Origin of the sequence: Tunicatimonas pelagia (genome assembly GCF_030506325.1) — a bacterium.
Lineage (GTDB): Bacteria > Bacteroidota > Bacteroidia > Cytophagales > Cyclobacteriaceae > Tunicatimonas > Tunicatimonas pelagia.
In genome coordinates, this window is record NZ_CP120683.1 from 1,223,267 (window position 1) to 1,237,139 (window position 13,873).

General features: G+C 43.1%; 14 protein-coding genes and 1 tRNA gene. 4 read left to right on the forward strand and 11 right to left on the reverse strand.

Annotation, left to right across the window (positions count from 1 at the left end):
• Positions 1–10: 10 nt before the first annotated feature.
• From P0M28_RS05025 to P0M28_RS05050, 6 genes are all read right to left on the reverse strand, one after another.
• Positions 11–988 carry a hypothetical protein gene (locus P0M28_RS05025; RefSeq protein ID WP_302208478.1) on the reverse strand — a complete coding sequence of 326 codons (978 nt, stop codon included), beginning with the start codon at positions 986–988 and terminating at the stop codon, positions 11–13.
• A 2-nt stretch (positions 989–990) separates the two neighbouring features.
• Positions 991–3,303, reverse strand: a complete 2,313-nt coding sequence (locus P0M28_RS05030) for an ABC transporter permease (protein WP_302208479.1) — start codon at positions 3,301–3,303, stop codon at positions 991–993.
• A 12-nt stretch (positions 3,304–3,315) separates the two neighbouring features.
• Entirely contained in the window at positions 3,316–3,708 is a 393-nt protein-coding gene (locus P0M28_RS05035) for a BlaI/MecI/CopY family transcriptional regulator (protein WP_302208481.1), read from the reverse strand.
• A 120-nt stretch (positions 3,709–3,828) separates the two neighbouring features.
• Positions 3,829–4,488 (reverse strand): energy transducer TonB, encoded by a 660-nt coding sequence (locus P0M28_RS05040; protein WP_302208482.1) that lies wholly within the window; start codon positions 4,486–4,488, stop codon positions 3,829–3,831.
• Between the two features lie 370 nt (positions 4,489–4,858).
• The gene (locus P0M28_RS05045) at positions 4,859–5,617 is read right to left on the reverse strand and encodes an acyl-CoA desaturase (protein ID WP_302208483.1); all 759 of its coding nucleotides are present in this window, start codon (positions 5,615–5,617) and stop codon (positions 4,859–4,861) included.
• 153 nt (positions 5,618–5,770) lie between these two features.
• Positions 5,771–6,412, reverse strand: a complete 642-nt coding sequence (locus tag P0M28_RS05050; RefSeq protein ID WP_302208484.1) for a DUF4159 domain-containing protein — start codon at positions 6,410–6,412, stop codon at positions 5,771–5,773.
• Positions 6,413–6,843: 431 nt separating this feature from the next.
• On the opposite strand from P0M28_RS05050, the gene P0M28_RS05055 reads away from it, so the two are divergent.
• The 3 genes from P0M28_RS05055 to P0M28_RS05065 all read left to right on the forward strand — a co-directional run bounded on the left by P0M28_RS05055 (position 6,844) and on the right by P0M28_RS05065 (position 8,857).
• On the forward strand, positions 6,844–7,182 hold the full coding sequence (locus tag P0M28_RS05055; protein ID WP_302208485.1) for a P-II family nitrogen regulator: 339 nt from the start codon (positions 6,844–6,846) through the stop codon (positions 7,180–7,182).
• 215 nt (positions 7,183–7,397) lie between these two features.
• Positions 7,398–8,648, forward strand: coding sequence for an ammonium transporter (locus P0M28_RS05060; RefSeq protein ID WP_302208486.1), 1,251 nt, complete (start codon positions 7,398–7,400; stop codon positions 8,646–8,648).
• A gap of 135 nt (positions 8,649–8,783) precedes the next feature.
• Positions 8,784–8,857: transfer RNA gene (locus P0M28_RS05065), tRNA-Arg, on the forward strand.
• Between the two features lie 72 nt (positions 8,858–8,929).
• Here P0M28_RS05065 and P0M28_RS05070 read toward each other — a convergent pair.
• The 4 genes from P0M28_RS05070 to P0M28_RS05085 all read right to left on the reverse strand — a co-directional run bounded on the left by P0M28_RS05070 (position 8,930) and on the right by P0M28_RS05085 (position 11,633).
• A complete protein-coding gene (locus P0M28_RS05070) occupies positions 8,930–9,682 on the reverse strand; it encodes an SDR family NAD(P)-dependent oxidoreductase (RefSeq protein WP_302208488.1) in 753 nt (250 codons plus the stop codon).
• A 146-nt stretch (positions 9,683–9,828) separates the two neighbouring features.
• Positions 9,829–10,446, reverse strand: a complete 618-nt coding sequence (locus P0M28_RS05075) for a hypothetical protein (protein WP_302208490.1) — start codon at positions 10,444–10,446, stop codon at positions 9,829–9,831.
• Positions 10,447–10,566: 120 nt separating this feature from the next.
• Complete coding sequence (locus tag P0M28_RS05080) at positions 10,567–10,914, reverse strand: hypothetical protein (protein WP_302208491.1); 348 nt, start codon at positions 10,912–10,914, stop codon at positions 10,567–10,569.
• 62 nt (positions 10,915–10,976) lie between these two features.
• On the reverse strand, positions 10,977–11,633 hold the full coding sequence (locus tag P0M28_RS05085) for an ABC transporter ATP-binding protein (RefSeq protein ID WP_302208492.1): 657 nt from the start codon (positions 11,631–11,633) through the stop codon (positions 10,977–10,979).
• Positions 11,634–11,700: 67 nt separating this feature from the next.
• On the opposite strand from P0M28_RS05085, the gene sucC reads away from it, so the two are divergent.
• Positions 11,701–12,888: an ADP-forming succinate--CoA ligase subunit beta gene (gene sucC, locus P0M28_RS05090; RefSeq protein ID WP_302208494.1), complete on the forward strand. Its 1,188-nt coding sequence runs from the start codon at positions 11,701–11,703 to the stop codon at positions 12,886–12,888.
• A gap of 99 nt (positions 12,889–12,987) precedes the next feature.
• Here sucC and P0M28_RS05095 read toward each other — a convergent pair whose 3' ends face one another.
• Positions 12,988–13,860: a hypothetical protein gene (locus tag P0M28_RS05095; RefSeq protein WP_302208495.1), complete on the reverse strand. Its 873-nt coding sequence runs from the start codon at positions 13,858–13,860 to the stop codon at positions 12,988–12,990.
• Positions 13,861–13,873: the final 13 nt, after the last annotated feature.

Here is a 13,873-nt window from a genome sequence, read left to right on the forward strand (position 1 = left end):
TTTATCGTATTTAAAAGGTTCGGGTCGCCGGAGCGAATTCTGAGAAATTGACTTCCATGGCTCCGGTTTCATCAAAAGAGAAATGTACGTTCATAGCTACCCGGGTATTCACATTCTTTTCGTTTCTCTGACCCGATTTCCAGTGGACTTTCAGATTATTCAAGGCTTTTACAATGAGACCATCTAGTTTGTAGGCTTCATCGCGTTCGGTTTCGCGGGTGCTAAAGCCTTCTATAATTTGGGGAGAACTGGCTTTTCCACCAATGGTGAATTCCGCTTTTACCGCCCCAACCATATCGTAGAATTGGAAATACACGAGTTGGTCTTTCAGATATTTTCTGATTGCATTGTGGAAATATTCTGTTCCTCGTACCGGATGTGGGGGCGTGTCTACTTCAAGCAGATTGTAGGTCTTGGTATCGTAGGCAATCTCATTTTCGTGCACCTCAAAGTAGTGGAGAGTGTCTCTAATAATTCCGACCCGTAGTTGTCGGAAATCAGCTTCGTACTCAGAGGCGATGTAAGTAACGGGGCTCCAACCCCAATTTTCGTGACTAACTTTTCCACTGCGGAGTTCTTCCCAATAGCTCGGATGATACGCTCGGCTAAACCCTCTTCCTCTCGTTTCAGTCAACCGCTCATCAACTAATTCTAATACTTCTGAATTTGTGACTGGCTGAGCCTCTAAAATCATGTTGGTAGGATCATCATCCAGAAAGTAGTGCCGATTAATATCCTCGGTTTCAAAGAAATAATAGAAGAAATAGCTATGAACTGAATCACGTTCTACTAGTTCTTCCATTCGCTGTTTCAGTTCTTCCGGCAACAGATCATAATCTAAAAAACCCGTATTAGAACTCGTTTCGGAAACCAATGAAGCTTGTTTGGTCTTTGGCTGAGGATTTTTATCCAGCAACGGCAATAGCAGAAAAGCCAGTAGCAGAGCTATTGGAATAAAGATGATGGGATGTTCTTTAAACAGCTTCATAATTATTCGTAGCGTAATGCATCTACCGGGTTAGCTCCGGCGGCTTTCATCGTTTGTATGCTCATGGTGAACCAGGCCAACAGCAGCGCAAGTCCACCGGACAAGGCAAACAGCCACCAACTGGTTTCTACCCGAAAGGCAAAATTTTCTAGCCACGCTTGAGCTACCCAATAAGCAATGGGTGATGCCACCACAATGGCAAAAAGTATGAGCTTGAAAAAATCCCATACCAACAATCGAACAATCTGAAATACTGACGCGCCTAGCGTTTTCCGAATACCAATTTCTTTGGTTCTCTTCTGCGCCATCTTCCAGGCTAGGGCAAACAGACCAAAGCAGGTAATAAAAATACTAGCTACCACAAACACTACCACAATGCGGTATAGCTGAAAATCATCCTTATGTCGGCTGAGCCAAACATCTTCTAACAGCGAGTATTTGAAGGGATAATCAGGAAAAACGGCTGACCAAGCGTCTCGAGCTGCTGCTAGGGTCTCTTCTAATGATTGATTTTCGTAGTCAAGCAGTATTTTGTTCGGGCTTGCGTTATGGGAAATGATATATGGCGGTATGTTCTCCTTCAGAGAAACACTATTAAAATCCTGCACCACTCCCACAATCCGTTGCTCAGGTTCGCCTGGAAGCGGAGCACCAATGGGGTCTCCTAGCTGAAATCGCCGAATTAATGCCTCGTTTACTAATTTTCCCTCTGGGTCATTAGCCGAAATATTTTTACCCTCCAGTAATTTCAGCCCTAAAGTTTCTACCAAGTTTTCATCACCTGACAGCAGATACGGATCGTAAAATTCATCTTCCCCAATTGCCTGATGAACAATGGCATTCCCATTAATCGGATTGCCCGAAGCCAGACTTATTTTTCCGATAACTGAATTCTGCTCCAATTTCTGTTTTACTAGCGGAAGCTGATCCGCTAATTCTTGGGAAGGGGCTTGAAACTCAATCAGAAAGCGATTAAACCCCAATGGCTTTTGCTGGATGTACTGTATCTGCCGAATGATCACCGCAGTACAGATAATCAGTCCGATAGAAACTACGAACTGTGCCACGAATAATACCCGATTGAAGCAATACGAAGTAGCCGAATCCCGCTTAAGCAAGCTAACCGGCTGAATACGCGAAACGTACCGATTTAAGACAACCGAGATTAGAATCCCAAGGGCAACTAATGTTACTACTACTCCACCCACTACTTGGTAGTGAGTTAGGTAAGATAGAGTAAGTGTAGTTTGAAAAACGCTAGAAAACTTGGGCAGCAGCACTACTGTGACTAGCAGCGACAATCCCAAAGCGATACCCAGAAGAAACAGCACCTCCACCACTACCGACCAGCGCAATATTCCGCCAGAAGCCCCTAGCACCTTTTTCACCCCGAACTCTTTGCTTCTTCCGGTGAGCGATACTACAAACAGATTGATAAAATTGAAGCTGGCCATAAACAAAATCAGCCCCACAATCAGCCAGCTTACCTGAATCAGTGTAGCATCACGGACAGCCGTAAAATTCCGTTCGTTGGAAGTATCAAAGTATATATCTGAGAGTGGTTGGAAAAAGTAAGTGCCCGTACCTTCACCCAACATAAATGGCATTTTATCATCCTGACTTACTTTTTCAGCCAGTAGGTTAGCATCAGCGCGGGGCTTTAGCAGCACATAATTTACTCCCCCATTGAAAGGTTTATTCGATACTCCTCGAGGAAATAATGCGTCGAACTGCCAATGGCTATTTTCGGGAAACTCATCCAATACCCCCTGCACAGTCAGTGCTAACTCAATGGTATCTTGCTGCCAGTAGACTACTTCGCCTACCGATGGTTGATCACCAAATAATTTTTGAGCCAATGTCTGACTGAGTATTATTCCTTCCTTCTGGAGTGCCTTGGTTGGGCTTCCTTGCGTAAACGGAAAGTCAAATAGTGAGAAGAAATTAGTGTCTACTTCTACTACCATTGTCTCCGAAAATTCTTTATTCTGCTGACTAATTGTGATTCCGTCGCGGTTTAGCTCATTAACTCGACAAAGTTGTTCTATATCGGAATAATACTCCTGAAGATAGTCTGAGGCCGGATTGATAATGTAGGTGATCGTTCCGTCACTTTCCCAGGGATCGTCACTAATTAGCCGATAAATACGCTGGCGTTGGCTATGAAACGAATCAGTATTTGCCTCCCGCAGAATAAATGCAATCAGTACTGTGGCGAACGATAACCCAATCGTTAAGCTCAGAATAATAACGGCAGCATTGAGCTTGTTTTTGAACAGCGTTCTAATAACCAATTTGAGCGTATTCTTAATCATAGCGGCTCCAGATTACTCTTTATCTTCGGATGAATCTTCGTCTTCTTTCAAATCATCTTCCACGTATTTCATCAGTTGCTCAAATTCCCGGATGTCCATGTCGTTTTCCTGGGCGAAAAAAGATACCAACTTAGGAAATGAACCACCGAAGTAACCTCCTAGAAAGTTCTTTAGAAAGAAGCTGCTGTACGCCTTCTTGTCAATGAGCGGATAATACTCGTGGGTTTTGCCATAAGCTGTATAGCCCACAAAGCCCTTTTTCTCCAAAATCCGCACAATGGTAGAAACCGTATTATAGGCCGGCTTTGGCTCATCCATTTTAGCCAGAATATCTTTGACAAACCCTTTTCTGATTTGCCACAAAATCTGCATAACCTGCTCTTCAGCTTTGGTAAGTTCTTTCATTTTTTGATTGTTCAATTGCTCAATGGTTCTATTGCCCGATTGCTAAATAGCTAGATTGCTAATTGTTGGTTAGTGATTGCTGAGTTACTTTCCGGTGTTATATCTCCCGTTTTCATTGCCTCATTGTAATTGGAAGATGATAGGAAGCGCCATTCGAACTCGCACTGGCTTACCTCGCTGCTTTCCTGGATTCCAACGTGGAGCACTCCCTAATACTCGTACTGCTTCCTCGTCACAGCCACCGCCAATTCCTTTGATTACCTGAATATCCGTGAGAGAACCATCTCTATTTACCACAAATTGGACAAAAACCCGCCCGTCAATTCCTTGCCGAACTGCTAATTTGGGGTACTTCATTTTACTGGCAACGTACTGGTAGAATGCTTTTTCACCTCCTGGAAACGAAGGTTTTTCTTCAACGACAATATGAATTTCATCAGTTTCTTCTACCTCAGGCTCATCCATTTTAGTAAAATCAGGAGTTGGATCGCTAATATCCACATCAAGAACGATATCAATAACATCTTCTATATCTTCTTCATCAGCTACCGGAATAATTACCGGTTGCACTTTAGGTTTGGGTGGTTCCTGAACAGTGCTTTTAATGGGAGGAAGCACTTCGTCAATAATTTCAGGCCGCTCTGGAAGTTCAATAACTCCGATGGGCGAACGCCATTCAAAGGCAACTACAACCACTGATACTGATAATATTAATCCAATGGTAAAATGGTACGAACGGCGACGTTCCAGATCAGCTTGCTTCGTTTTCTTGGTCTTCATAATACTACACGGTTACGTTCTTTCGTTCAATATATAACGAATAATTTAGTTTTCAAACTATACAATTAGTTTTTTAACTAAAAAATTAGTTATTAATACTAAAAAGAAAGCCGAATCAAAATTCAGCTTTCTTTTTTTATAAGTTTATTAAGTACACTGTGTAAGAAGTTTTCAAATGTTTTATATCGTCATCGGACGCCGAGCGTTGCGAGAAGCGAAGAATGAGCGACGTGTCGGACGGCCGATGCCGCAATCCTGCGTTACGGCGGATGGTGCGTGAGATGGTCGCGTCGGCGATCGCGCGGCGAACCGTCCGATTCGCGGACTCGCCATGACAAAATAAGTATACATAAATTTTTTACACAGTGTACTAAGCGCTTTTAAGCTTATTAATTTTAATAATCTTCAGCGAGGCCAATAGCTTCATTAGTGGGTACGTAGGGTCAATTTCAAACCAACGAGTAGCAAAATCTTGGCGATTTGGCAGCTTATGATGATTGTTCTGAAATAGCTCACCCAGCATTAAGAAGTCAAACACTAACGTATTCTTTGATTTATCATTATTGTCAAAGTTAGAGTACCCGTACTTGTGACCGCACCAGTTCACAATAGCTCCGTGCACAGGTCCCATTAGGTAGTGCAATGGTAACAGGCCGTACATCCACCAGTGGGTGCCCGGCAGTTCTGCAAAGGAAATTGCCCAAATATAAAACAGGCTGTACATTACTCCCCAGCCTACGCGCACGTACCATAAATCCGCAAATTTATCGAAGGCAGGCCAATCAGGTAAATCCTTCGTAAAGCGAGCTTCTGGCTCTACGTCGTAGTCCAAAATATTGTTATAAATATTCTTAGTTTCCCACATCATGGTAAATAGGTTTTCAGTATGATGGGGCGAGTGCGGATCATTCGGGGTATCGCTGTATGCATGGTGCATTCGGTGCAGCACGGCGTAAGCTCTCGGGCTCAGATACGATGATCCCTGCGTAAGCCACGTAAGCACGTAAAATACCTTTTCCCAAATCGGGTTCATCACAAACATCTTATGCGCTGCGTAGCGGTGCAAAAAGAACGTCTGAAAGAACAATGAGAAGTACCAGTGAGCGAGAAAGAGTGCAATGATAATCACAAATGGATAATTTTAGTGGTAAATGAATTGGTTGAGTAAATATACGAAATATGCGCTATCCTATAACGATTGAAAACTGTAATTATGTGCGAAACCTCACAAATATGTTTCACTAACAAGGTGGGCTGGTAAGAAGTTCTTGTATTTTGTCTTCTACTCTGACTGCGTAAAGGCAAAAGCAACAATATTGGCTCCCATTTTAAGGGCTTGTTGGCGTACTGTTTCGGGGTCATTGTGAATACGTTGGTCTTCCCAGCCATTGCCCAAATCGCTTTCGTAGGAGTAAAAACAAACTAATCGTCCTTCATAAACCAAACCAAAACCCTGAGCCGGATTGCCGTCGTGCTCATGAATTTTGGGTAAGCCTTTCGGAAAATCGTACTTCTGATGATAAATTGGATGCTCTACTGGTAGTTCAACAAACTCCAATTCAGGAAATACTTTTTTCATCTCCAGCCGAATAAACTCATCCAAACCGTAATTATCATCCACGTGCAGAAACCCTCCCGAAATCAGATATTTCCGTAAATTTTCAGCCTCATCATCAGTGAATACAATGTTTCCATGACCAGTCATATACACGTACGGGTATAAAAACAGCTCAGGACTACCTACATCTACTACTTCCTCCTCCAGCGCCAGATTTGTGTTCAGATTACTATTGCAAAAATCAATCAAATTGGGCAAAGCGGTTTTGTTGGCGTACCAATCGCCCCCACCATCGTATTTTACTTTGGCAATAGTAATTCCTTGACCGTTGACTAATATTGGCAAGTTGCAAAAAATGACAAACATAATTAGCAAAGCTAGTAGTCGCTTTCTGAGGCAGTGGAAATGAAGCATTAACAGTAGCGTAAATTACGGTTGTTAGAAGAAAATTAATCTGAGAACGATCAAGAAAGTAAAATCGTTTGAGCTGTCTATTTTTTCTTCATTCAGGCAGACCGTTCAATCGCTTTACATCATCTATACCGGAATTATAACCTCATATAATTGAATGTCAATGATTTAATAAAATCTAGTAATTGTTGTAAGAATCAAACTAAAAATAGCTATTTATTGACTTATTTATACCTAATGCTCGTATTTTTTATAAAGTAGCTTGGCATTCAGGGCATTAATTCCTTATTTAGTATTTACAATCAATATTTTGGGCTAATTTAACTGCTCATGCGCTTCTTTTCATATTAATCTTTTGTTCACTTTCACTAATACCTAATAATCTTATGAAAAAAATTGAAGCCATTATCCGAACTTCTAAGTTTGAGCAGGTGGTGGAAGCCCTAGCCGATGCTGGCGTCACCTTTCTATCATTTTACGATGTAAAAGGGCATGGCTTAGAAAAGGAATACCGTACCTACCGGGGCACAACGTATGATGTAGGCTACATCCCCCGCACTAAGTTAGAAATTGTGGTGTCTGAAGAATTCTTACAAAAAGCAGTAGACACTATTCTGGACGCAGCAAAAACCGGCAAAATTGGTGACGGTAAAATCTTTGTTACTCATTTAGATGAGGTATATCGCATTCGCACCGGAGAAAAAGGACACGAGGCTATCAATTAACAATGTGAAATTGAAAATTGACAAGGGGTAATGGAAAGTAGAGACCGTAATTTAAAATCAACCGCTGACAAAACCAAAAGGCTGAATCTTATAATCCAGCGACTAACTTTCTGATCTGCAATTTTCAATTTTTCTTAACTAGTGACCATTTAGCAATAGAACCATCAAACAATTTAGTCATTCAAAAAAACTCTACTAAAAAGCTACTCTAACTAATGGAAGAAATCTTTACTACGAATAACTTATGGATGATGATGGCCACCATCTTGGTGTTTATCATGCACTTGGGCTTTGCCTCACTTGAGTCTGGTCTTACTCAGTCTAAAAATACCGTTAACATCTTATTTAAAAATGCGACAATTCTGCCCATTGGGCTGCTCACCTACTGTTTATGGGGCTTCAATATTATGTATCCCGGTGATGAATTTACGGGGAGCTTCTTCGGTTTTGCTGGGTTTGGCTTAGATATGCCCGAAGGAGCTAACGATGGTGGATACAATGAAGGGTATACTTATTGGACTGACTTTATCTTTCAGGCAATGTTTGCTGCTACCGCCGCTACCATTGTTTCGGGAGCTGTAGCCGAACGTATTAAACTGAATAGCTTCCTTATTTTCACCGTTATTTATGTGGGGCTTATTTATCCTATGGTAGGTATGTGGAAATGGGGCGGTGGCTTCCTGGATGCTATGGAAACTTCATTCTACGATTTTGCGGGTTCTACCCTAGTTCACTCCGTGGGAGGCTGGGGAGCTTTAGTAGGTGTAATGCTGCTAGGGTCTCGATTAGGTAAATATGTAGATGGAAAAATTCGCCCAATTCCTGGTCATAGTATGCCACTGGCCACTATCGGAGTATTTTTGCTGTGGTTTGGCTGGTACGGTTTTAACGGTGGCTCAGTACTAAGTGCCAACCCTGGTTTGGTATCTTTGGTTTTTGTCACTACTTCGCTAGCTGCTGCTGGCGGAGCTATTGGGGCACTGATAACGGCTCTGATTGTGGTTCGTTCTAACGATCTTTCTATGGTGCTCAACGGTATTTTAGGTGGTTTAGTCGGTATCACTGCGGGGGCTGACCAAATGGGAGTAACTGATTCAATTATCATAGGGTTGGTTGCAGGAGCCTTAGTAGTACTGGCTGTTGTGTTCTTTGATCGTATGAAATTGGATGATCCGGTAGGAGCCATTTCAGTTCACTTAGTATGCGGTATTTGGGGAACATTGGCGGTAGGAATCTTCGGAGAATTAGCCGGAGGGGCTCAATTCGTCAGTCAGCTAATTGGCGTAGGTGTGGTTGGTGTTTTCTGTTTTGTCTCGGCCTTACTGATTTTCTACTTACTTAAAGTAACCGTAGGCATACGAGTATCTAGAGAAGAAGAAATTGAAGGATTGGATATTGGTGAGCATAAAATGCGAGCGTACCCTGATATGGTAGAAGATCATACTCGAGATAAAGTATTTAGTTAAGCACCACTCTTCTTTACATAACTATACAACTGCCTCACTATCTGAGGCAGTTTTTTTGTCCCCAAATTTCTTATCCGTTTTAATATTGATATTTTTCTCTTAGATTTGCAGTCCTTTACAGCAAAGCTGTACACTGCACTCGTAGTTCAACTGGATAGAATACCAGATTTCGGCTCTGGGGGTTGAGGGTTCGAATCCTTCCGAGTGCACTATTTCCTCTCTTTTTACTATTCTGGCTAAGTTAAAGCCAAGGCTCTTTTTTCTGAAGCTAACCATATACTTTAAAAAGTAACCGTCAGTCCACCGTTTACTTCTAAAACTGAGCCAGTCATATAGGAAGCGTCCGGTCCGGCCAAAAACCAAGCTACTCCAGCAATCTCTTCTGGTGTTCCAGCTCTTTTTAGTGGCAGATGACTGTTTTTGATGTAATTGTCGTAAAACCACTGGGTTTCCAGCTCGTTTTTTCCGTCTTCTTTTACCGACATTGGTGTGTTCACAAAACCAGGAGCAATAGCATTGGTTAATATATTTCGAGGGGCTAATTCTACGGCTAATGCCCGGGTAAGCTGCGTAATCGCCGCTTTTGCCATGCCGTAAGCCGAGCTACCGTAGGCCACTCTGTCGTGATGGATAGAGGTAATATTAATGATACGCCCTCCGTCTTCTAACTGAGGAACCAAAGCCCGGCAAACTTTTACGGTGCCGTATAGCATTACTTGTAGCAGTTGATCCCACTTCGCGAAGTCAGGTTCCAGTAAAGGTATACTCCGCGAAATACCAGCACAGTTAATAAGCGTATGTAATCCCGCAGACTGCCCGGCTACTTGTGTTCTAAGCCTCTCAATCTGGGCATCAGAAACTACATCTATTTCTACAGCAACATGTCCCTCGCCAGCTAAATTACCAACCACTTTTTGGGTAGCAGCTAAGTCGGGAGCACCCACCATAATTCGCCAACCTTCGTGAGCAAAACGCTCAGCAATAGCCTTTCCAATACCCGATGATCCGCCAATGACCACTACTGTTTTTCTCATAGTGTATCGCTTACCTTTGCTCGAATATTAGCACGAACTAGCTTGTTTCCAAACATCCGACTTTTTCTTTAGGCTTGCAACCACTTTTTTCTTCAGAAATGATTGGGAGAAAGTAGCAATACTACGTTTCTTTCTCCCAAGTGATTCTACTGAACCGCAATATTCCAATCAATTTCGATATCAGATGTGCCGTCGGTAGCGGTAGAGGTAGCAGTCTTTATAGGGGTGCCATCATCTAACGGAGGTTGGTGTTTAAGTACAACTGTAAACATTCCATTAGTAGCATCCCCAGTGGTCCACCTAGTTTCTAGTCCTAGTGGCAAGCCCCCACCATCCTGATCTTCGTAGTTAACTAGATCGGCTCGGGCATCAATGTTACCATCTCCTTCAGGATCAGTAAACACCTCATCATCCCAACCGAAAAAGAACATATGTTCATCATCCTCATTTTCTATTTCTTCGGTTTTATTTTCTATGTCGTCGGGGTCAAGGGCGTCAAAGAGTTCTATCCTCAGAGTATAGGTCGTACTGGCGGCTAGAGCAATGTCAGTCTTTACTGGGTCTTCTGAGCCTTCCCCATCGGGATCCTCCCAGGTAGCTGTCACCGTATCACCGCCGCCATCCGGGGTAAAGGTAAGTATAACCCTAGTGATTTGCTCTTCAGGATTTTCTTCTGGCGGAACATCATCATCTTCATTGCAGGCGGTGAACAATAATACTGTACTGATTAGCAGCGCATAGGCTGCAAATGAAATCAATTTCATAGGATTAAAAATAATTCGTGAAAAACTAACTGGAAAATTGGTATAAAGGGTAAGCTAATCTCTTCTTACAGAAATACTGGTAGAGATCAGCGTATTGAAAAAAGTAATAAAGAAAGAGCACTAACTCTGAGATGGTGGGGCTCGAGAAGACTGATTTTGGTGCAAACCAAAAAAGTACGCGCTCTGAGGCGTAGCATTATTCCAAATGTCGGAAGACTTGTCTATAACTTCTGGATGCAGTAGAGTCGCACCAAAGTAGGTCTGCTGGGTGAGCCAATCGCACAGGGAACAAGCTTCATCAGCCGAAAAGTAAGCATCAGAATAGCCAGCGAACCCGCTACCAATTGCATCTGAACGATGATGGTTATGTAAATGCCAGGAAAACCCTACCACATTCAGCATGAGAAAGCAGACGAGTAGTACTCGACTCACTAAGCAGTACCATACATGATAAGATTGAGGCATCATAGTGGCAATAATAACGAAGCTTCGTTAGTACACGCAACTCTGTTTCAAAAATAATGTTTGTTCTACTCTACAATCATACCGTCTTTGATCTCTAGCTTCTGGTCAGCCATATTGGCTAATTCTTCATTGTGAGTTACAATTACAAAGGTCTGGTTAAGCTCATCGCGCAGACGGAAAAATAAATTGTGTAACTCTTCGGCATTGCGAGAGTCTAGGTTGCCACTAGGTTCATCAGCAAAAACTACCGAAGGGTTGTTCATTAGAGCGCGGGCCACGGCGGTACGTTGCTGTTCGCCGCCCGACATTTCGGAGGGCTTGTGTTGCATACGGTCGCGCAGCCCCAGCCGTTCTAACAGTTCGGTGCCTCGCATTTTAATTTCTTTATCTGAGGTATGATTAGCCAAATACGCCGGAATACAGACATTTTCTAGAGCCGTAAACTCTGGTAATAAATTATGAAACTGAAAAATAAACCCTACATGGCGGTTGCGATATTCGGCCAACTGAGCACCTTTTAGTTTAGTAAGCTCCTTATCGTCTAAAAATACTTTTCCCTGATCGGGTTGATCTAGTGTACCTAAAATATGCAATAGCGTACTCTTACCCGCTCCTGACGCACCTACAATAGAGACTACTTTACCCTTTTCTACGATTAGGTCTATCGACTTTAATACTACCAGGTTACGGTATCGCTTCACAATATTTTCCGCTCTTAGCATCGTAGAATTTGTTTAGAACGCTAAAATTAACAGTATTTTTAATACCTTCGCTAAAAATTTTTTCTGCATGAACATACACGAATATCAAGCTAAAAACCTACTGCAAAGTTACGGTGTACAAATTCAACAAGGTATTGTAGCCAACACTCCTGAAGAAGCAGTAGAAGCCGCCCAAAAATTGAACCAGGAGACTGGTACCGAATGGTATGTGATAAAAGCTCAGATTCACGCGGGAGGCCGGGGAAAAGGGGGCGGAGTAAAACTTGCTAAAAGCCAAGAAGAAGTAAAGGAGATTTCTAATCAGATTTTGGGAATGCAGTTGGTTACACCGCAAACCGGAGAGGAAGGCAAAAAAGTGCACAAAGTGTTAGTGGCTGAAGATGTATATTATCCGGGCGAAAATGAGCCTAAAGAATATTACTTAAGCATTTTGCTTGACCGGGCTAAGGGTTGTAACGTGATTATGGCCTCCACTGAGGGCGGAATGGATATTGAAGAAGTAGCCGCAAGTACTCCCGAAAAAATCATCAAAGAGTGGATTGATCCGGGTATTGGCTTGCAGGGGTTCCAGGCTCGTAAAGTGGCTTTTGCTTTAGGCTTAGAAGGGAAGGCTTTTAAGCAGATGGTGAAATTTATTCAGGCGCTGTACAAAGCCTACATGGCCTCCGATGCTTCCCAATTTGAAATTAACCCAGTGCTAAAAACGTCGGATGATAAAATTTTGGCGGTTGATGCCAAAGTGAATCTAGACGATAGTGCACTCTACCGTCATCCGGACTTAACCGAGTTGCGTGACCTTACCGAAGAAGAGGAGCTAGAAATTGAAGCGGGCAAAGCCGGGCTGAACTACGTGAAGTTAGACGGAAACGTGGGATGTATGGTAAATGGAGCCGGACTGGCTATGGCTACTATGGATATTATCAAACAATCAGGCGGGGAACCAGCTAACTTTTTGGATGTGGGGGGTAGTGCCAACGCCGAAACCGTAGAAGCTGGATTCCGAATTATCTTAAAAGACCCCAACGTAAAGGCTATCCTAATTAATATTTTCGGCGGTATTGTTCGTTGCGACCGAGTGGCCAATGGAGTAGTTGAAGCCTACAAGAATATTGGTGATATTCAGGTACCCATCATTGTGCGTTTGCAGGGAACCAACGCCGAAGAAGGAGCTAAAATCATTGAAGAATCTGGCTTGAAAGTGTATTCGGCTATTCTGCTGAAAGATGCCGCCGACCGGGTAGAAGAAGTTGTGTAAAAAAGCAGAAAGCGGGAAGACCGAAGTAGGGATTTTAACTTCTTCCGGCTTCCCACTTTGAATGAGGTTTAATTTCTTCTGACTTCAATCTTCCCACTCTTAATCTTTCTTCGTAATTGTCATTTCTATACTGCGGGTTTCGCCATCTACGGTAATATCAACTGTCTTGTCGCACGCGCCTTCCCCGTAGTTTACCGTAACCACTGATTTTCCTTCTCGGGTAATGCTACGCTCTCCTTCTACTGCCATAAAAATTCCGTCAGCTCGGCAGCTTCGCTTATATAGTAAAGGCTCAGTAATGGTTGAAGTATAGCGCACACCATTGCGGTTAACTCCATTAGCACTCCCTACCACGGTAGTCTCGCCAGAACTTCGGTTCCAGGTTTTGTTGAATGAGCCACTGCGCTCAATCACCTGACCATCCTCCAACGTTACTTTTCCCTCGGTTAATGTAATTTGCACCTGCTGTACTCCGGCTTCCGCTCGGGAGTAAACCCGGGTTCGGGTGCCCTCCACTTTTCTTCCATCCAGGGAGAAATCTTGAAAAGTAGTAGAAACCGTGTAGGTAGCTGCATTTGTATCGGTAACGTGGGTCACAATCATGGTGCCCTCTCGCTCCCGCCCTTTCGGCCCTTCGCAGCCTTCTTGAAAGTCTAACGTTACAGTTTTGGTGAGCACTCCGTCCGCCCGCAGACGTTCCACTCCTCGTCCTACACAATCGCTCATCAGGATGGATTCAGTATTTTCCAGACGCCCGCCTTGGCTTTCGCTTTCGTACTCAGCTGCTTCGTCACTCAACAGGTCAATATCCGCAAATAGATCATCAGCAACTGCCTCATCAAGCGCGATTGCTTCAGCTTCATCAGCACTAGAGCTAACCTCTTCGCCATCTTCCTGACAAGCCGAGAAAGACACTAAAATAGCCAGAGATAGTCCGGCAGATACAATTTTCCAGTTATTAGTAAGCTTCATTTCGCTATTCGTT

Coding starts and splice junctions, on each gene's coding strand:
- P0M28_RS05025 (WP_302208478.1), bottom strand. CDS start 988: ATGAAGCTGTTTAAAGAACATCCCATCATCTTTATTCCAATAGCTCTG.
- P0M28_RS05030 (WP_302208479.1), bottom strand. CDS start 3,303: ATGATTAAGAATACGCTCAAATTGGTTATTAGAACGCTGTTCAAAAAC.
- P0M28_RS05035 (WP_302208481.1), bottom strand. CDS start 3,708: ATGAAAGAACTTACCAAAGCTGAAGAGCAGGTTATGCAGATTTTGTGG.
- P0M28_RS05040 (WP_302208482.1), bottom strand. CDS start 4,488: ATGAAGACCAAGAAAACGAAGCAAGCTGATCTGGAACGTCGCCGTTCG.
- P0M28_RS05050 (WP_302208484.1), bottom strand. CDS start 6,412: ATGTTTGTCATTTTTTGCAACTTGCCAATATTAGTCAACGGTCAAGGA.
- P0M28_RS05055 (WP_302208485.1), top strand. CDS start 6,844: ATGAAAAAAATTGAAGCCATTATCCGAACTTCTAAGTTTGAGCAGGTG.
- P0M28_RS05060 (WP_302208486.1), top strand. CDS start 7,398: ATGGAAGAAATCTTTACTACGAATAACTTATGGATGATGATGGCCACC.
- P0M28_RS05070 (WP_302208488.1), bottom strand. CDS start 9,682: ATGAGAAAAACAGTAGTGGTCATTGGCGGATCATCGGGTATTGGAAAG.
- P0M28_RS05075 (WP_302208490.1), bottom strand. CDS start 10,446: ATGAAATTGATTTCATTTGCAGCCTATGCGCTGCTAATCAGTACAGTA.
- P0M28_RS05080 (WP_302208491.1), bottom strand. CDS start 10,914: ATGATGCCTCAATCTTATCATGTATGGTACTGCTTAGTGAGTCGAGTA.
- P0M28_RS05085 (WP_302208492.1), bottom strand. CDS start 11,633: ATGCTAAGAGCGGAAAATATTGTGAAGCGATACCGTAACCTGGTAGTA.
- sucC (WP_302208494.1), top strand. CDS start 11,701: ATGAACATACACGAATATCAAGCTAAAAACCTACTGCAAAGTTACGGT.
- P0M28_RS05095 (WP_302208495.1), bottom strand. CDS start 13,860: ATGAAGCTTACTAATAACTGGAAAATTGTATCTGCCGGACTATCTCTG.